The organism is Rhodoblastus sp. (genome assembly GCF_019449565.1).
Classification (GTDB): domain Bacteria; phylum Pseudomonadota; class Alphaproteobacteria; order Rhizobiales; family Beijerinckiaceae; genus Rhodoblastus.
The window spans coordinates 22,507-39,400 of the sequence record NZ_JAGRPM010000072.1; the positions used below are offsets into that span (position 1 = coordinate 22,507).

Annotated in this window: 15 protein-coding genes and 1 pseudogene; 11 read left to right on the forward strand and 5 right to left on the reverse strand. The window is 65.7% G+C overall.

Going from position 1 to position 16,894, the window contains the following annotated elements; translation table 11 throughout:
- Positions 1-106: 106 nt before the first annotated feature.
- Together QZ409_RS16415 and prfB are read left to right on the forward strand one after the other, a co-directional pair.
- On the forward strand, positions 107-2,503 hold the full coding sequence (locus QZ409_RS16415; protein ID WP_296713439.1) for a penicillin-binding protein 1A: 2,397 nt from the start codon (positions 107-109) through the stop codon (positions 2,501-2,503).
- A 91-nt stretch (positions 2,504-2,594) separates the two neighbouring features.
- A protein-coding gene (gene prfB / locus QZ409_RS16420) for a peptide chain release factor 2 (RefSeq protein WP_296713442.1) occupies positions 2,595-3,726 on the forward strand; the annotation gives its coding sequence in 2 pieces (ribosomal slippage) (positions 2,595-2,663 and positions 2,665-3,726; 1,131 coding nt in all).
- A 36-nt stretch (positions 3,727-3,762) separates the two neighbouring features.
- Here the strand turns inward: prfB and bioD are convergent.
- Positions 3,763-4,440 carry a dethiobiotin synthase gene (gene bioD, locus QZ409_RS16425; protein ID WP_296713443.1) on the reverse strand — a complete coding sequence of 226 codons (678 nt, stop codon included), beginning with the start codon at positions 4,438-4,440 and terminating at the stop codon, positions 3,763-3,765.
- On the opposite strand from bioD, the gene QZ409_RS16430 reads away from it, so the two are divergent.
- Entirely contained in the window at positions 4,433-5,710 is a 1,278-nt protein-coding gene (locus tag QZ409_RS16430) for an adenosylmethionine--8-amino-7-oxononanoate transaminase (RefSeq protein ID WP_296713446.1), read from the forward strand. The two genes, bioD and QZ409_RS16430, sit on opposite strands and share 8 nt — an antisense overlap.
- A 17-nt stretch (positions 5,711-5,727) precedes the next feature.
- On the opposite strand, the pseudogene bioB reads toward QZ409_RS16430, so the two are convergent.
- Positions 5,728-6,720, reverse strand: a pseudogene (bioB, locus tag QZ409_RS16435) (biotin synthase BioB); the annotation flags it as partial.
- A gap of 49 nt (positions 6,721-6,769) precedes the next feature.
- Between bioB and QZ409_RS16440 the strand changes: the two are divergent.
- From QZ409_RS16440 to QZ409_RS16450, 3 genes are read left to right on the forward strand one after another with little or no spacing between them, the layout of a single operon-like run.
- On the forward strand, positions 6,770-7,963 hold the full coding sequence (locus QZ409_RS16440) for an 8-amino-7-oxononanoate synthase (protein WP_296713449.1): 1,194 nt from the start codon (positions 6,770-6,772) through the stop codon (positions 7,961-7,963).
- Entirely contained in the window at positions 7,960-8,589 is a 630-nt protein-coding gene (locus QZ409_RS16445) for an alpha/beta hydrolase (protein ID WP_296713451.1), read from the forward strand. The genes QZ409_RS16440 and QZ409_RS16445 overlap by 4 nt, the downstream gene beginning before the upstream one ends.
- Positions 8,579-9,334 (forward strand): methyltransferase, encoded by a 756-nt coding sequence (locus QZ409_RS16450; RefSeq protein WP_296713453.1) that lies wholly within the window; start codon positions 8,579-8,581, stop codon positions 9,332-9,334. The genes QZ409_RS16445 and QZ409_RS16450 overlap by 11 nt, the downstream gene beginning before the upstream one ends.
- Here the strand turns inward: QZ409_RS16450 and QZ409_RS16455 are convergent.
- Together QZ409_RS16455 and QZ409_RS16460 are read right to left on the reverse strand one after the other, a co-directional pair.
- Positions 9,331-10,113, reverse strand: coding sequence for a Dyp-type peroxidase (locus QZ409_RS16455; RefSeq protein ID WP_296713455.1), 783 nt, complete (start codon positions 10,111-10,113; stop codon positions 9,331-9,333). The genes QZ409_RS16450 and QZ409_RS16455 overlap by 4 nt on opposite strands.
- Before the next feature lie 180 nt (positions 10,114-10,293).
- Positions 10,294-10,671 (reverse strand): iron-sulfur cluster assembly accessory protein, encoded by a 378-nt coding sequence (locus QZ409_RS16460; protein ID WP_296713457.1) that lies wholly within the window; start codon positions 10,669-10,671, stop codon positions 10,294-10,296.
- A 168-nt stretch (positions 10,672-10,839) separates the two neighbouring features.
- Between QZ409_RS16460 and QZ409_RS16465 the strand changes: the two genes are divergently transcribed.
- The 5 genes from QZ409_RS16465 to glp are packed head-to-tail and all read left to right on the forward strand — an operon-like array spanning position 10,840 to position 15,053.
- Positions 10,840-11,442 carry an aminodeoxychorismate/anthranilate synthase component II gene (locus QZ409_RS16465; protein WP_296713459.1) on the forward strand — a complete coding sequence of 201 codons (603 nt, stop codon included), beginning with the start codon at positions 10,840-10,842 and terminating at the stop codon, positions 11,440-11,442.
- 17 nt (positions 11,443-11,459) lie between these two features.
- Positions 11,460-12,503: an anthranilate phosphoribosyltransferase gene (gene trpD / locus QZ409_RS16470; RefSeq protein WP_296713515.1), complete on the forward strand. Its 1,044-nt coding sequence runs from the start codon at positions 11,460-11,462 to the stop codon at positions 12,501-12,503.
- A gap of 16 nt (positions 12,504-12,519) precedes the next feature.
- Positions 12,520-13,332, forward strand: coding sequence for an indole-3-glycerol phosphate synthase TrpC (gene trpC, locus QZ409_RS16475; protein WP_296713461.1), 813 nt, complete (start codon positions 12,520-12,522; stop codon positions 13,330-13,332).
- A complete protein-coding gene (gene moaC, locus QZ409_RS16480; protein WP_296713463.1) occupies positions 13,329-13,820 on the forward strand; it encodes a cyclic pyranopterin monophosphate synthase MoaC in 492 nt (163 codons plus the stop codon). The genes trpC and moaC overlap by 4 nt, the downstream gene beginning before the upstream one ends.
- 9 nt (positions 13,821-13,829) lie before the next feature.
- Positions 13,830-15,053, forward strand: coding sequence for a gephyrin-like molybdotransferase Glp (gene glp, locus QZ409_RS16485; protein ID WP_296713465.1), 1,224 nt, complete (start codon positions 13,830-13,832; stop codon positions 15,051-15,053).
- Between the two features lie 145 nt (positions 15,054-15,198).
- Here glp and QZ409_RS16490 read toward each other — a convergent pair whose 3' ends face one another.
- Positions 15,199-16,854, reverse strand: coding sequence for a LysM peptidoglycan-binding domain-containing M23 family metallopeptidase (locus tag QZ409_RS16490; RefSeq protein ID WP_296713467.1), 1,656 nt, complete (start codon positions 16,852-16,854; stop codon positions 15,199-15,201).
- Between the last annotated feature and the right edge of the window lie 40 nt (positions 16,855-16,894).

Genomic DNA, 16,894 nt, shown 5'->3' on the forward strand with positions numbered 1-16,894 from the left:
TTTGGCGTGACCCACGATATGCGGGGATGCTATAGGCGCGCTGGAAGCGGTCGATTCCGCGAGACAATTGCTGGCCAACCGCCCCGGCGTCGCGAAAGGTGATTAGATGCGTTTCATCGCCCGGTTTCTTGGCTTTCTCTTCGCGACGGGCGCGATTGTCTTCGTCGGCGGCGCCCTCGCCGTCGGCGGGCTGATCTATATCTATTCCAAGGATCTGCCGGACTATACGCAGCTCAAGAATTACGAGCCGCCGGTCATGACCCGCGTTCACGCCGGCGACGGGTCGATCCTCGCCGAATATTCGCATGAGCGCCGCCTCTTCCTGCCTTCGAACGCCATTCCGAACCAAGTGAAGCAGGCCTTCATCTCGGCCGAGGACAAGAATTTCTACAGCCATCACGGCATCGACCCCGAGGGCATGGCCCGCGCGGCGATGGTGCTGATACAGGGCTCCAAGCACATGCAGGGCGCCTCGACCATCACTCAGCAGGTGGCCAAGAACTTCCTGCTCACCAACGAGCGCTCCTTCGACCGCAAGATCAAGGAAGCTCTGCTGTCGATGCGCATCGAGCAGACCTATTCGAAAGAGCGCATCCTCGAACTCTATCTCAACGAGATCTATCTCGGTCTCGGCAATTACGGCATCGCCGCAGCCGCGCTCAATTATTTCGACAAGTCGGTGCACGAGCTGACTCTGGCCGAAACCGCCTATCTCGCCGGCCTGCCCAAGGGACCGAACAATTACAATCCCTGGCGCAACCGCGAGGCCGCAATCGCCCGCCGCAATTACGTCATCGAACGCATGGTCGAGAACGGCTATGTCTCGCGCGCGGACGGCGACGCCGCCAAGGCCGAGCCCCTGAATGTCAATCCGCGCGCGCTCTCGCCCAATTCCATCGCCGCCGGCTATTTCGCCGAGGAGGTTCGCCGCGAGTTGAACGACCGCTATGGCGACAAGAAGCTCTATGAGGGCGGCCTGTCGGTGCGCGCCACGCTCGATCCGAAGATGCAGATGATGGCCCGCAAGGCGCTCGCCGACGGCCTGATCCGCTTCGACGAAGCTCACGGCTTCCGGGGCCCCGTGAAACAGATCGACATTGGTTCCGACTGGGGCCAGGCTCTGGCCCAGGTGCCGGCGCTCGGCGACGTCGCGCCCTGGCGGCTTGCCGTGGTGCTGGACGTCAACGACATGAGCGCGCGCATCGGCCTGCAGCCGCCGCGCGAAAAATCCGGCGAAACCTCGCGCGTCCGCGAGACGGGAACGATCACCGCCGATGGCGCCCGCTTCCTGCGCAAGCGCTTCCGGCAGGCCTTCGCGCCGGGCGACGTCATCTATGTCGAACCGCTCGAAGGCAAGCCCGGCCAGTATCGCCTGCGCCAGATTCCGGAAATCTCCGGCGCGCTTGTCGCGATGGACCCCTATACGGGCCGCGTTTTCGCCATGGCTGGCGGATTCTCCTTCGACCAGTCGTCCTTCAACCGCGCGACGCAGGCGCTGCGCCAGCCGGGGTCGTCCTTCAAGCCCTTCGTCTATTCGGCGGCGCTCGACAATGGCTATACGCCCTCCTCGATCATTCTCGACGAGCCGATCGAAATCGTGCAGTCCAATGGCGAGGTCTGGCGGCCGGAAAACTTCGAATCCGGCAATTACGGCCCGCATACCCTGCGCTACGGCATCGAGCATTCCAAGAACCTGATGACCGTGCGCCTCGCCCGCGACGTCGGCATGCCGCTGATCGCCGAATATGCCCGCCGCTTTGGCGTTTACGACGACATGGCGACCTATCTGCCCATGGCGCTCGGCGCGGGCGAGACGACGCTGATGCGCATGGTTACGGCCTATTCCATGCTGGCCAATGGCGGCAAGCGCATCAAGCCGACCCTGATCGACCGCATCCAGGACCGCTGGGGCCATACCATCTACCGCCACGACGAGCGCCAATGCCTGGGCTGCGAGGCGCCGAAATTTGAGGCCGACAGCGAGCCCAAGCTGGTGGACAATGCCGAACAGGTGCTCGACCCGCTAACCGCCTATCAGATCACTTCGATCATGGAAGGCGTGATTCAGCGCGGCACCGGCGTCTCGATCCGGGAGGTCGGCAAGCATCTCGCAGGCAAGACCGGCACCACTAATGACGCCAAGGACCTCTGGTTCGTCGGCTTCTCGCCGGACCTCGCGGTGGGCGTTTATCTCGGCTATGACAAGCCGCGCTCGATGGGCGATTCCGCCCAGGCCGCGCTCTATGCCGCGCCGATCTTCCGTGACTTCATGAAGATGGCGCTGGCCAACAAGCCCGATACGCCCTTCCGCGTGCCGCCGGGCATCAAGCTGATTTCGGTCGATGCGAAATCCGGCATGCGCTCGACCGGCGCCGGTTCGATCATGGAAGCCTTCAAGCCCGGCACCTCACCGTCTGACTCGTATGGCGGCGGCGCGCCGGCGGCGGCCCATGGCCCCGGCACGGATCAGCAGATCGGCTCCGGCACGGGCGGTCTTTACTGACCGCCAGCGCCGCGAAGCGCCGCCAAGAGGTTTACAGGCGGCCCTTCGCCCCTTATCTGTGCCCCTCCGAATTTAACGTCAGGAATCACCCATGCGCGCGGAAGCCGTTTCGCTCGTCGAGCAGATCAAGCAGTCAGTCGGGCTGCTGAGGAGGCATCTTTGACGTCGAATCCTCGACGCGCCGCCTCGCGGAACTGAACGCCAAATCCGAAGACCCGAATTTCTGGAACGACGCCGAAGTCGCCCAGAAGCTTATGCGCGAGCGCACGGAGCTCGAAGACCGTCTCGGCTCGCTCGAAAAATTCGAGCGCGAGCTGGAAGACGCCATCACGCTCGTCGAACTCGGCGAGATGGAGGGCGACGAAGAGGCCGCGCAGGAAGGCGTTGCGCTGCTGAAAGGCGTCAAGGCCGAGGCCGAGCGCAGGCAGGTCGAGGCCCTGCTTTCGGGCGAGGCTGACGCCAACGACACCTTCATCGAAATCCATTCCGGCGCCGGCGGCACCGAAAGCTGCGACTGGGCGCGCATCTTGCTGCGCATGTATTCGCGCTGGGGCGAGCGCCACAAGTTCAAGGTCGAGCTGATCGAAGAAACCCCGGGCGACGAGGCCGGCATCAAATCGGCCACTTTGCTCATCAAGGGCCATAACGCCCACGGATGGGCCAAGACCGAATCCGGCGTGCATCGCCTGGTGCGCATCTCGCCCTTCGATTCCAACGCCCGCCGCCACACCAGCTTCGCCTCAGCCTGGGTCTATCCGGTCATCGACGACAAGATCGACATCCAGGTCAATGAAAGCGATTGCCGCATCGACACCTATCGCGCCCAGGGCGCGGGCGGCCAGCACATCAACACCACCGATTCCGCGGTGCGCATCACCCATATCCCGTCGGGCATCGTCGTCGCTTGCCAGATGGAGCGGTCGCAGCACAAAAACCGCGCCACGGCCTGGAACATGCTGCGCGCCCGCCTCTACGAGCAGGAACTGGAGCGCCGCGAGGCCGAGGCCAACAAGATCAACGCCACCAAGTCCGAAATCGGCTGGGGCCACCAGATCCGCTCTTACGTGCTGCAGCCCTACCAGATGGTCAAGGACCTGCGCACTGGCTACGTCTCCGGCACGCCGGATGAAGTCCTGGACGGCGATCTCGACCCCTTCATGGAAGCCTCGCTCGCCCAGCGCGTCCACGGCGGCGGCCCCGACAAGGTCGAAGACGTAGATTGAGGATTTCCTTGCGGGCGACGCCCGCAAGGATTGGTTTCATCTATCCAGTAAAGGCGTCAAAACCTCGCCGTCGCCGCCGCGCCGCATGGCGACGACAGGAATGGGCGCGATCCATTGCGCGATTTCCGCGAGCGTCTCCGCGAAAGGAACGCTCGCGACGTCGCCCTTTCCTTGGCCTTCGTTGACGACGATGGCCGCAATCGCCGCCCCTTTCGCCCGCAAAACCTCCACTGCGGTCAGCGTATGGCTGATAGTGCCGAGATAGTCGCCGACGACCAGAACGATCGGCGCACCCGCCGCGACGATCCAGTCCAGCACGGTCTTTTCGTCATCGAGTGGGACCATGACGCCGCCAACGCCTTCGATTAGCGTCACGTCAGCATCTTCCCGCAACACATTGCGTGAAAAAGAAAAAAGAGCGTCGCAGTCGAGCGTCCGCCCTTCCGCCCGCGCCGCCATGTTCGGCGCCACCGGCGCTTTGAACCGCCAGGGCGAGATTTTGGCCAGAGCCTCGTCCGTTGGCGCCTCGCCCAGCGCGGCGAGGATTTCGCCGGTGTCGCTGGCCGCGATTTCCTGCTTGTCGAAGCCCGAGATGACTGGCTTAAAGGCGGCGACCTTCATGTTTTTGGACCGCGCCAGCCGGATCAGCGCCGTGGTGACATAGGTCTTGCCGATTCCGGTCCCGGTCGAGGTGATAAAATAAGAAATGGCCAAATCCCCGCCCCCGAACGATCTGCTGCAACATATCTGGCTGCCTTACACCCAGATGCAGACTGCCCGCCAGCCCTTGGCCGCCGTCTCAACCCAAGGGTCGCTGATCCGTCTCGCGGATGGCCGCGAATTGATCGACGGCATCGCCAGCTGGTGGACCGCCTGTCACGGCTATAACCACCCCCATATTCAGGCGGCGATGACGGCGCAGCTTGAGAAGATGCCACATGTGATGTTCGGCGGCCTCGTCCATGAGCCCGCCCTGAAACTCGCCGAGCGGCTGGCGGCCAAGACGCCGGGCGATCTGAACCATGTCTTTTTCGTCGACAGCGGCTCGGTGGCCGTGGAAGTGGCGATGAAAATGGCCGTGCAATATTGGCTCAACAAGGGCCAGTCCGGCCGCAGCCGCATGGTCTCGTTCCGCAACGGCTATCACGGCGACACCATGGCCTGCATGTCGGTCTGCGACCCCGACGAATCGATGCACGCCCTATTCAAGGACTATCTGCCGAAACAACTCTTGGCCGAACTGCCGGTGGACGCCACGTCGGAGCAGGCCTTCGACGCCCTGCTTACACGCGAAAAGCACAATATTGCCGCCGTGTTGATCGAGCCTTTGGCGCAGGGCGCGGGCGGCATGAAATTCCATGCGCCCGAGACATTGCGCCGCGTCGCGGACTCCTGTCGTCGCCACGAAATCCTGCTGATCGCCGATGAAATCTTCGTCGGGTTCGGCCGGACGGGAACTCTGTTCGCCTGCGAACAGGCCGGCGTGACGCCCGATATTCTGTGCCTCGGCAAGGGCTTGACCGGCGGGGCCGTGTCGCTGGCGGCCACCCTTGCCCGCCCCCATGTCTATGAGGCCTTCCTGTCCGACGACGCGAGCCGCGCGCTGATGCATGGACCGACCTTCATGGCCAATCCGCTCGCCTGCGCCGCAGCCAACGCCTCGCTCGACCTGTTCGAGAGCGAGCCAAGGCTGGAGCAGGTCGCGCGGATCGAGTCGCAGCTCGGCGAAGGTCTCGCGCCGTGCAAAAAAATCCCGGGCGTGCTGGACGTCCGGGTCAAAGGCGCGATCGGCGTGGTGCAATGCGCGTCATTGGGCGATTCCGCCGCCTTGCGCCAGAATTTCGCCGAACAGGGTTTCTGGATCCGTCCGTTCGGCGACATCGTTTATCTGACGCCGGCTTTCACGATCCGTGAGGATCAGCTCGCCGCCCTGACTTCTTCGATCTCTTCGACGCTGCCGGGCTGGCTTTCCAGATCAAAATGAGCCGGACGCTCCAGGATCTCCTGGACCTTGAGGCCCAGGCGGTCGATCAACTCGCGGTCGGCCTCGGCGTCATTATTGGCCGTGGTCAGCAGCTTTTCGCCATAGAAGATCGAATTGGCGCCGGCCATGAAGCACAGGGCCTGAGCCTCGGCGCTCATTTCGGCGCGGCCGGCTGAAAGCCGCACGCGCGATTGCGGCATGACGATGCGCGCCACGGCGATCATGCGCACCATGTCGAAGGCGTCCACGGCGGGGCGGCCTTCCATCGGCGTTCCGCGCACGGCGACCAGCGCATTGACCGGCACGCTTTCGGGATGGGGGTTCATTTCGGACAGCACGCGCAACAGCGAGGCGCGGTCGAATTCCTTCTCGCCCATGCCGATAATGCCGCCGCAGCAAAGTTCGACGCCGGCGGCGCGGACATGGCTCAGCGTCTCAAGCCGGTCCTCATAGGTGCGGGTCGAGATGATCTCGCCATAGAATTCCGGGCTGGTGTCGAGATTGTGGTTATAGGCGGTCAGGCCAGCCTCGGCGAGGCGCTTGGCCTGATGCGGCTGCAACATGCCAAGCGTGACGCAGGCCTCCATGCCCATTTCGCGGACACCCCTGACCATATCGACCACCGAGTCGAATTCCTTGCCGTCGCGCACCGAGCGCCAGGCGGCGCCCATGCAGAAGCGCGAAGCCCCCGCCTCCTTGGCGATTTGGGCGCGCGAGAGGACGTAATCGACGTCGAACATCGTCTCCTTGGCCTGGCCCGTCTTTTTGGCGTGGTGGGCGCTTTGCGGGCAATAGCCGCAGTCTTCCGCGCAGCCGCCGGTCTTGATCGAGAGCAGGCTGGCAAGCTGGATGGTGTCGTCGTGATATTGACGATGGACCGTTTGCGCGCGATGCACGAGGTCGAGCAGCGGCAAGGCGAACAAAGCCTCGATCTCGTCCTGCTTCCAGTCGTGGCGGCAAGGGTCTCGATCGAGTCCGGATTTTTGCGAATTTTGCGGATTGGACGTCATGACGTTCCCGTGACTTTTTCCTGCGGCTCTCTTATCAGAATGGCGGCAAATGGCAAAAACAGAGATTTACCGAGCCTATTGCGAAGCCCGCGCCGCGCAGAACCGCCTGCGCCAGTTGCAGGGCGCGACTCTCGCGCCCGGCGGACGCATTTGGCGCGGCGGACGCGAACTCGTCAATTTCGCCAGCAATGATTATCTCGGCCTGAGCCAGCATCCGGCCTTGATCGAGGCTGCTTGTTCTTTCGCGCGAAAATATGGCGCCGGCGTCGCCGCCTCGCGTCTGGTGACTGGCGAGAACCCGGCCTTCGCCGCGCTGGAAGCCCGCCTCGCCGCCGCCAAGAACCAGCCCTCCGCCCTCGTGCTCGCCGCCGGCTACCAAACGAACCTGACCGCCGTCGCCGCCTTGGCCGACAAGGAGGTCGCCGGACGCCCGGTGAGCATTTTAGCCGACCGGCTGGCGCATCATTCGCTGCTGCAGGGCGCCCTGCTCTCCGGCGCGCGGCTGATGCGCTTCCAGCACAACGATTGCGATCATCTCGAAAGCCTGTTGCGCGCCCGCAGCGCCAAGGGCGATTACCTCGTCATCCTCACCGAAAGCGTGTTCGGCATGGATGGCGACCTCGCCGACCTTGGCCGCATCGGCGCGCTGGCGCGCGAATTCGACGCCCTGCTCTATGTGGACGAGGCCCATGCGACCGGCGTGTTCGGCGCGGGCGGCTTCGGCCTGTGCGAAGATTTCGCCGATGTGGTCGATGTCGCGATGGGCACCTTCGGCAAGGCGCTCGGCGGCTTCGGCTCCTATCTCGCCTGCGCGGCCGACATCCGGGAATTTCTGATCCAGCGTTGCGGCGGGCTGGTTTACAGCACCGGCCTGCCGCCCGCCGCGCTGGGCGCCATCGACGCCGCGCTGACTCTCGTCCCGAATATGGCCCGAGAGCGCGAAGACCTCTTGGCGCGCGCGCAAAGCCTGCGTGAGGCGCTCACGGCCCAGGGCTGGAATTGCGGGGCCAGCGCCAGCCAGATCATCCCCGTCATTGTTGGCGGCGAGGCCGAGACTTTGGCCTTTGGGGCGGAACTGGAGCGACGGGGCATGCTCGTCGGCGCGATCCGGCCGCCGACGGTGCCGCAAGGCTCCAGCCGCCTGCGGATTTCGCTCAGCGCGGCGCATCGTCCGGAAGACATTGACGCGCTGGCCGCAACCTTGGCCAAATTTGCTCCGCGTTACGCTGGGGCAGAGGCGTGAGGCTGGTTTTCGTCCACGGGTGGGCGCTGGGGCCGGAAATCTGGGATGCATTGGCTTCCCGGCTCAGCGAATACGCGCAGGCGCGGGTCAATCTCGGCTATTTCGGCGCTGCGGACATCCCCACTTTGCAGGAGAGCGACATTCTGGTCGGCCATTCCGCTGGGCTGCTCTGGGGCTTGCGCGAGAAGCGCGATTGGGCGGGCGTCGTCTCGATCAATTCCTTCGCGCGCTTCTGCCTCGACGCGCAGGGGCGCGGCTGCGTCCGCCCGGCGGCGCTGCGCGCCATGCGCCTGTCGCTTGAGCGCGACCCGCAGGATTGCGCCGACGCCTTTCGCCGCTCGCTCGGGATTGCGCCGGCGAGCGGCTCGGCGCAAAAGGAGCACCTGATGGAAGGACTCGATTTGCTGGGCGGCTTCGACGCGACCTCCTCTTTGGACCGCAGGCCCTGTCTCGTGCTGGGCGCTGAGGACGATTTTCTCGCGCCCCCCGCCGCCGCGCGCGATCTGGCCGCGCAATCGGGCGGCGCGCTGGCCTTGAGTGCGACGGGCGGCCATGGCCTGCCCTGGACGGCGCCGGATTTCTGCGCCGCACGGATCGGAGAGTTTTTGCGCGCTCATGAGTTCTGACCCCGCCAACGCCTCCATCGTCGCGGCCTTCGACGCCGCGGCGCAAAGCTATGACGCGATGACGCAAGTCCAGCGCGAGGTTGCGCGCGCCCTCGTCGCGCGGGCGGCGGGTGAGTTTTCCGTGCCGAAAGCCATTCTGGATCTGGGCGCGGGCACTGGCCATGTGACCGAACTGGCCTTGCAGCAATGGCCGCACGCCAAACTGACCGCGCTCGACGCCGCGCCGGCCATGCTGGCGCGGTTGCGAGCCAAATTCCCCCGAGCCAGGTTCCCAAATGTCGCGACAATCCGCCGCGATGCGGCGCGTCTCGATGGTGTCGGGCGCTATGACCTGATTCTATCAAGCATGATGCTGCATTGGCTGGACGCGCCGCGCGACGCGCTGGCGCTTTGGCGCGGCCATCTGGCGCCGGCCGGGCTGCTCTGCGTCGCCGTTCCGGTTGCTGGAAGCCTGCTCGAATGGCGCGATTTCACGCGCTCGGCGGGGATCGAAGACGGACTTTGGGACTTCCCACCGGAGGATTTCGCCAAGGGCCTCGGCGCGAATATCGAAATATCGGATTTTCCCGCCGCATATCCCGACGCCCGGGCCTTCCTACGCGCCCTGAAAAGCGCCGGCGCGCATAAGTCGCGGCCAGGCGCGCCGTCTGCGCGGACGGGCGCGCTGCGCCGCCTGCTGGCGACGCGCGCTGGCCCGTTCAGGGCGACGTTCCGCGTCGCCTTGCTAAGCCTGCGGGCGGATTAAAGGCCGAGCAGGGAGAGATCGAGGCGTCCGCCTTTCAAAGGCGGACAGCAGTAATAGCCGCCATTGACGGGACGCGAGAAGGTGAAGAGCGCGTCCGCGATCCCGTCCTCCAGACCCGCCATGCGCTCCATCATCCGCTCGAACGGATCGAGCGAAGCGCCATAGGCGATGAATTCCAGCCCCTGCCCCTCGTTCGAGGCCCAGGGCTGCGAACGGCGCCACATGAAGGCTTCTGGATCGAAGGATTCCTGCGCCGTGCGCTTGACGTGGGAGCTGGCGGGAGCATCGGGCAATTCCGCATTGTCCTTGAGGCGGCGCCCGATCACGTTGTCGCGATGGTCTTGCGAATGGGCGTTGAACCGCGCCAGATCGTGCGCCCAGCGCTGCACCGCGACAAAGCTGGAAAAAGGCGTCGGGCTGTCCGCAGCGGCTATGGCCACGCCCGTGCGTTTGTCCGGGCCCGGGTTTTCGGTGCCGTCCTCATAGCCGGTGAGGTCGCGCCCGCCGGCATAGGTGAAGGTGTCGATGGCGTCCGCGAGTTCGAAGCTCTCGCCGATCAGGGCCGCGACCTTCTGCGACAGGTCAAAGATCTCGCCACGGCTGGCGCCGCGCAAAAAAATCCACAAGGCGTGCTGGTTCGAGGGAATGGTTCCGGCGCCACTCGCCATGGCCGGGAACATGCGCAGGCCCGGAATTTTCTTGCCCAGCGCCAGAGCCAGCGGTTCGCCGTAGGCGACGACGCCCCAGCTGGGGTCAAACCCTTCCGCCAGACGCGTCAAGGCTGGGGCCGGATCGCTCTCGAAGCGGATTGCATAACTGACAGAACGGCCGTTTGCGGGCGTAGGGCTCAAGATAGATGGCTGGAAGGTCAGACTCATACGCGGCTCCGTAAAGCTAAGCGATTCACCAAGCTTTAGCGGAACCTTATGACAAAAACGCCCTGACAAAAAGCCACTGTCTCAGGCCGAGAATTCCTCAAGAACTTCAGGCGCGGCGGCGGTCAGGGAAACCGATTCGCCGCAGCCGCAGGAGGCGGTTTCGTTCGGGTTCTGGAAGGTGAAGGTGGCCGACAGCTTGTCCGTCACGAAATCCATGCGCGCGCCGATCAGGAACAGCACGGCCTTGGGCTCCACCAGCACTTTCGCGCCCTTGTCCTCGACCACGGACTCGCCGGGACGCGCTTCCTCGGCCAACTCAACCACATAGGACATGCCCGCGCAGCCGCCATTCTTCACCCCGACGCGCAGGCCAATGGCCTTGCCGCCGGCGTTTTCAACCAGCTTCTTGACTCGCGCGGCGGCGGCGTCGGTGATTTCCATCAGGGGGCGAACGGCCATTGCATGTCCTTTCAACCGGCTGAACCGCCGGCGAAACATAACTGAATGGAAGATATAACACCGCCCACCCCGCGTTTAAAGGCTCGCATTGACTTCGCCGGGCCTCGCGCTCCATACAGGGCGCATCAGGCCCGGACCGGGCAAAGGTCTTCCGGGCAGAGGTTTGCTATGACATCCGTCACCCTGATCGACAATTACGACTCCTTCACCTTCAACCTGGTGCATTACTTCGGCGCGCTCGGCGCGAATGTGAAGGTTCTGCGCAACGACCAGGCGAGCGCCGAAGAGATCGTCGGAGAGGACCCGGATTGCATCGTGCTGTCGCCCGGCCCCTGCACGCCTCATGAAGCGGGCGTTTGCCTCGACCTGATTCGGGAAGCCAGCGCGAAAATCCCGATCTTCGGCGTCTGCCTGGGCCATCAGGCCATTGGCGAGGCCTTCGGCGGCGAGGTCGTCCGCGCGCCTTCTCCGATCCACGGCAAGATCGCCGATATTTTCCACGAGGGCGAGGCCGTCTTTCACGGCCTGCCGACGCCCTTCAAGGCCACCCGCTATCATTCGCTGGTGGTGCGCCGCGACTCGCTGCCGACCGAACTCGCCGTGACCGCCCACACCGCCGATGGCCTGATCATGGGCCTCAGCCATCTCATCCGCCCCACCCATGGCGTCCAGTTCCACCCCGAGAGCATCGCCTCGGAACATGGACACGCCCTGCTGCGCAACTTCCTCGATCTGGCCAAAGGCTGGAACGCGGCCAAACGCCAGAAGTGACCGAAGAAGTGACTGACCTGGAAGCCTTCAAGCCCTTCCTCGCCAAGATCGCCTCCGGCGCGCGCCTCACGCGCGAAGAGGCTGAGGCCGCCTTTGACCTGCTGCTGTCCGGCCAGTCCACGCCGGCCCAGACCGGCGCCTTTCTCATGGGCTTGCGCGCGCGCGGCGAAACGCTTGACGAAATGACCGGCGCGGTTGCGGCCATGCGGGCCAAGATGCTGAAGGTTCGCGCGCCCGAAGGCGCGATCGACATTGTCGGCACCGGCGGCGACGGCGCACAGACCTATAACATCTCCACGCTCGCGGCGATCATCACCGCCGCCTGCGGCGTACCCGTCGCCAAGCATGGCAATCGCGCCGCCTCCTCGCTTTCAGGCGCGAGCGACGTGCTGTCGGAACTCGGCGTCCGCATCGGCATCGCGCCGGAAATCGTCGAGCGCAGCTTGCGCGAGGCGCAGATCGGCTTCATGACCGCGCAGGCCCATCACGCGGCCATGGCCCATGTCGCGCCGGTCCGCCGCGAACTTGGCGCCCGCACCTTGTTCAACCTGCTCGGCCCGCTCTCCAACCCCGCCGGGGTGCGCCGGGCGCTGATCGGCGTCTATTCCGAAGCCTGGATGGCGCCAATCGCCGAGACGATGAAAAGCCTCGGCGCAGAGGTCGTCTGGGTCGTTCATGGCGCCGATGGGCTCGACGAGATCAGCACGACGGGACCGACCAAGGTGCTGGCGCTGGAGCACGGCGCTTTCCGCCAATTTGAGATCACGCCTGAGGAAGTCGGCATAAAGCCCTCTACACTCAGCGAATTACGCGGTGGAGATCCCGCCTATAACGCCGCGGCCCTGCGGGAGGTGTTGGACGGCGCGAAAAACGCCTATCGGGACATCGCCGCGCTCAACGCAGCGGCCGCTCTGGTGGTGGCCGGCAAGGCCGCCGATCTCAAGGCCGGACTCGCCCTCGCCGAAGCGGCGCTGGACAGCGGCAAAGCGCGCGCCACGCTGGAAAATCTGATAAGAATTTCCAACGAGAGCGCAAGCGCAGGTACACAGGCGCCGAAATAGACGCTAAGGTCGGAACATGTCGGACATTTTGAAAAAAATTGAAGCCTACAAGCGGACCGAGATCTCCGAAGCCAAGGTCCGCGTGCCCTTTGCGACGCTGGAGCGCAAGGCCCATGACCGCGACCCGCCGCGCGGCTTCCTGCGCGCGATCGAGGCCAAGGTCGAGGCCGGCCTGCCCGCGCTCATCGCGGAGGTGAAAAAGGCCAGCCCGTCCAAGGGCCTGATCCGCGCCGATTTCGACCCGCCCGCGCTCGCCCGCGCCTATGAAGCCGGCGGCGCCGCCTGTCTTTCCGTCCTCACCGACGGCCCGTCCTTCCAGGGCAAGCTCGACGATCTCACCGCCGCGCGCGACGCGACCCATCTGCCGGCCTTGCGCAAGGATTTCCTGTTCGACCCCTATCAGGTCTATGAGGCGCGCGCCGCCGGGGCGGATTGCATCCTCATCATCCTGGCCTGCGTCAACGACCGCGAGGCCCAGGCGCTCAACGCCGCCGCCCACGACCTGCACATGGACGTGCTGGTGGAGGCCCATGACGAAGCCGAACTCGACCGCGCTTTGGCGCTGGAAACCCGGCTCGTCGGGATCAACAACCGTAATCTGCGAGATTTCAGCGTTTCGATCGAAACCAGCGTCAAGCTCGCCGCGCGGGCGCCGAAGGACCGCCTGATCGTCGCCGAAAGCGGCATCGGCTCGCATGCCGACATCGCCCGCCTGCAGAAATCCGGCGTCAATGTCTTCCTCGTCGGGGAATCTTTGATGCGGCAGCCCGATCTGCGCGAAGCGACGCACAGCCTGCTCACCGGCGCCACCGCCGCCCAGCCGGCATGACAGCCCCAAAGGCGAGCCTTACCCATATCAATGCGGCGGGAGAGGCGCATATGGTCGATGTCTCGGCCAAGGCGCGCACCGAGCGTCACGCCGTCGCACGCGGCGACGTCGTCATGGCGCCCGAGACCCTTACGCTCTGCCTCTCCGGGCAAGCCAAGAAAGGCGACGTCTTCGCCACCGCCCGCATCGCCGGGATCATGGCGGCCAAGCGCACCCATGAGCTCATCCCGCTCTGCCATCCGATCAACCTGACCCAGGTCGAAGTCGAGATCGCGCCGGACGAAGCCCTGCCCGGCCTGCGCGTCGCGGCGCGCGCCAAGGCGCTTGGCGAAACCGGCGTGGAAATGGAGGCGCTGACCGCCGTTTCCGTGGCCTGCCTGACGATCTACGACATGCTCAAGGCCGCCGACCGCGCCATGCGGATCGAAGGAATCCTGCTGGCTGAAAAGACCGGCGGAAAATCCGGCGATTATTTCCGTGCCGACTGAGTTTCTCCGATGAGTGAAAAGAAACCGATCCTCTCCGTCGATGAGGCCCTCGCCGAAATCCTGTCCGAGGCGCATGGCCCCCTGGCCGTCGTCGACGCTCCCCTCGCAGTTTGTTTTGGCGCGACTTTGGCGCAGGACGTCCTGGCGCGACGGACGCAGCCACCGAAGGCGCTGTCCGCCATGGACGGCTATGCCTTGCGCGCCTCTGACGCCGCAGCCGGCCATTTGCGGATCGTCGGCGAATCCGTCGCCGGGCGCGGCTTTTCGGGACTTTGCGGGCCCGGCGAAGCCGTGCGTATCTTCACCGGCGCGCCCATGCCGGCGGGGGCCGACAGCGTGCTGATCCAGGAGGACGCCCGCCGCGAGGGCGACAGCCTCATAGCTGAAAGGCCCGTCAGGGCTGGCGCCAATGTCCGCGCGGAAGGCGTGGATTTCCACACCGGCGAAACGCTTCTACGGCGCGGCCGCCGGCTCAGCCCCGCCGACGTCGCCCTTGCCGCCACCGCCGATCACGCGACCCTGCCGCTCGCCCGCAAGCCGCGCGTCGCGGTGCTCTCGACGGGCGACGAGCTGGTCGCGCCCGGCGCGCCGCGCGGAAACGACCAGATCGTGGCGTCCAACGCCTTCGCCGTGCTCGGCCTCGTCGCCGAGGCGGGCGGCGAGGCGTTCGATCTCGGCGTCGTCCCCGACCGGACGGAAGAGATCGAAGCGGCGGTCGCGCGGGCGAGGCGCGAGAGCGCCGATATTCTCGTCACCATCGCCGGCGCCTCGGTCGGCGATCGCGACCTCGTGCGCGAGGCGCTGGGACGCGAGGGCATGGACCTGAGCTTCTGGAAGGTCAATATGAAGCCGGGCAAGCCCCTTATCCATGGCAAGATCGGCCCGATGCGGGTGGTCGGCCTGCCGGGCAACCCGGCTTCCGCCTTTGTTTGCGTCGAATTGTTCCTGCGGCCGCTGATCCGGGCGCTTTCCGGCGATCCGCTGGCGGGGGCCGACCGCAGCGAACCGGCGCTCGCGGGCGCGGCCTTGCCCGCAGGCGGCGCGCGGCGCGAATATGTGCGCGCCAGTCTGGACCGCGACGGCGAGGGCCGCTTCGTCGCCACGCCGCTGCCTGATCAGGATTCGTCGCTCACTTCGGCGCTGTCCGCGTCCGGGGCGCTGCTGATCCGCGAGGCCAAGGACCCGGCCCGCGCGAAGGGCGAATTCATCCGTATCCTGCGGCTCATTCCGTAAAATAGATCTGCCCTGAAATAGATCGGGGCGGCGTGGGCCTGTCATTGGACCCCGCCGCCCCGTTGCTTTCCCGGCCGTGTCTCGCGGTTAGGGAAAGAACTCTTGTTTCCTTGATCGCGACCCTCGCGTCAGCTCGGCGTCAGTCTTAAAGACCAGCCAGATAGGACGAGGGATCGACCGGCTTCGAGCCCTTGCGCAGTTCGAAGTGAAGCTGCGGCGAGGAGACGTTGCCGCTCTGGCCCGACAGAGCAATGGTCTGGCCGCGCTTGACGGTGTCGCCGCGCTTCACGTTGATCGCGCCATTATTGGCATAGGCCGTCACGAAGCCATTGGGATGGCGGATCAGGACCAGATTGCCATAGCCCTTGAGTTCGCTGCCCGCATAGGCGACCACGCCATTCTCAGCCGCCTTGACCTGAGTTCCTTCGGGCACCGCGATATTGATGCCGTCATTGCCGCTCGAACCGAAGCCCTGAATGACGCGGCCGCGAGCGGGCCAGCGGAATTCGGGATTGGCCGAGTCGCTTGGCGCGGCTGCGGCCGTCGAGGCGGGCTGCAGGCTGGCGGTAGCTTCGGCGTCGACCTTGGGCTCCGCCTTGGCGACCTTGGTCGTCTCTGCCTTGACCGGAGCGACGGCTGCGGCGGCAGTCGCCGCAGCCTGAGTTGCGGTCGGCTTGGCTTGTGCAACCGCCGCCTGTGCGACGGCGGCCTGCGCGGCCGGCTTGGCCTGTGTGACGGCGGCCGTGGCGACAGCGACCGTCTTGGCGGTGGCGGCGGACGGGAGCCCCTTCACCTGGGCGAGCGGCGCAACAGCCCCAGTCTTGGCGGCCGTCTTGGCGGCGGCTTTTTTCGCGGCTTCCGCAGCGGCGAGTTTCGCGGCTTCCGCCTGGGCGAGCGCCGCCTTTTCAGCCTTGGCCTGGGCCTGAGCCTGAAGTTGCGCCTGAGCCTGCGCCAGCTTGGCGCGCTTCTCAGCCGCAAGCGACGCAGCGTCCAGCTTCGGCGCGGCGAGCTTGGGCGCGGCGAGCGTCGGGGCGGCGCGCTTGACTTGGTCCACTTCCTCGCCGACCAGCGATTTCGCGGCCAAACGCGGCGCGACTGGCGCGGCGACAGCTTGCGGCGCGGGCCGCGAAATGGCCGGCGCGGCAGCGGTCCGAGCGCCATTGGCGCGATAGACGGGAATCACGAGCCGGGCGCCCGGCTGAACTTGCGAGCGCGAGGAATAGCCGTTCAGCGAAAGCAAGGCGTCAGTCGGAACGCCAAAGCGCTGGGCGATGGCTTCCGCATTCTCGCCCTGGGCGACGACGACGGGCGTGCCGCCTTCAGAGGTCCAGCCGCCGACCGAGTTCGGCGCGGAGCGCGCGACGGCCGCGGGCCTGGGAGCCGCGGGGGCCGAGGGCGCGAAGACGGGTGCGGCGGCGACCGGCGCGGAAAAAGACGGGGCGCTCGGCGGGGCGAGCGGCGCGCTGGCGATTGGCGCAGGAGGAACCGGGCGCTGAACAATCGGCGCCTGCGCGGCGGCGGGACGCGCGGCATAGGGCGGGCGCGCCGGCTGCGCGGCGGAATTGTCATCGAAGGGCCGGAACGCTTCCTTGAAGAAATCGCCGAATTGCGAGGACTGCGGCGCGGGCGCCGCCGTGACCGACCCCGTCGGGGTCTTGTCGAGCCGAGGGCTGCTGCTGATAGGCGACCCGAATGTATTGCCGAACTGGCCAGTCTCGGAGCAACCGCCGAGCATGATCGTGGCCACGCCGATCAGGGCCACCCGGAACGCCCCTCCGGAAGATTTTACCCTATCCCTCATCACGCATCCCACCCACGCTGAAACCAACATGAGCATTAGA

Excerpts from the sequence above, each read along its gene's own strand:
- QZ409_RS16415 (WP_296713439.1), top strand. The coding sequence starts at position 107 with ATGCGTTTCATCGCCCGGTTTCTTGGCTTTCTCTTCGCGACGGGCGCG.
- QZ409_RS16430 (WP_296713446.1), top strand. The coding sequence starts at position 4,433 with ATGGCCAAATCCCCGCCCCCGAACGATCTGCTGCAACATATCTGGCTG.
- QZ409_RS16440 (WP_296713449.1), top strand. The coding sequence starts at position 6,770 with ATGGCAAAAACAGAGATTTACCGAGCCTATTGCGAAGCCCGCGCCGCG.
- QZ409_RS16450 (WP_296713453.1), top strand. The coding sequence starts at position 8,579 with ATGAGTTCTGACCCCGCCAACGCCTCCATCGTCGCGGCCTTCGACGCC.
- QZ409_RS16460 (WP_296713457.1), bottom strand. The coding sequence starts at position 10,671 with ATGGCCGTTCGCCCCCTGATGGAAATCACCGACGCCGCCGCCGCGCGA.
- QZ409_RS16465 (WP_296713459.1), top strand. The coding sequence starts at position 10,840 with ATGACATCCGTCACCCTGATCGACAATTACGACTCCTTCACCTTCAAC.
- trpC (WP_296713461.1), top strand. The coding sequence starts at position 12,520 with ATGTCGGACATTTTGAAAAAAATTGAAGCCTACAAGCGGACCGAGATC.
- moaC (WP_296713463.1), top strand. The coding sequence starts at position 13,329 with ATGACAGCCCCAAAGGCGAGCCTTACCCATATCAATGCGGCGGGAGAG.
- glp (WP_296713465.1), top strand. The coding sequence starts at position 13,830 with ATGAGTGAAAAGAAACCGATCCTCTCCGTCGATGAGGCCCTCGCCGAA.
- QZ409_RS16490 (WP_296713467.1), bottom strand. The coding sequence starts at position 16,854 with ATGAGGGATAGGGTAAAATCTTCCGGAGGGGCGTTCCGGGTGGCCCTG.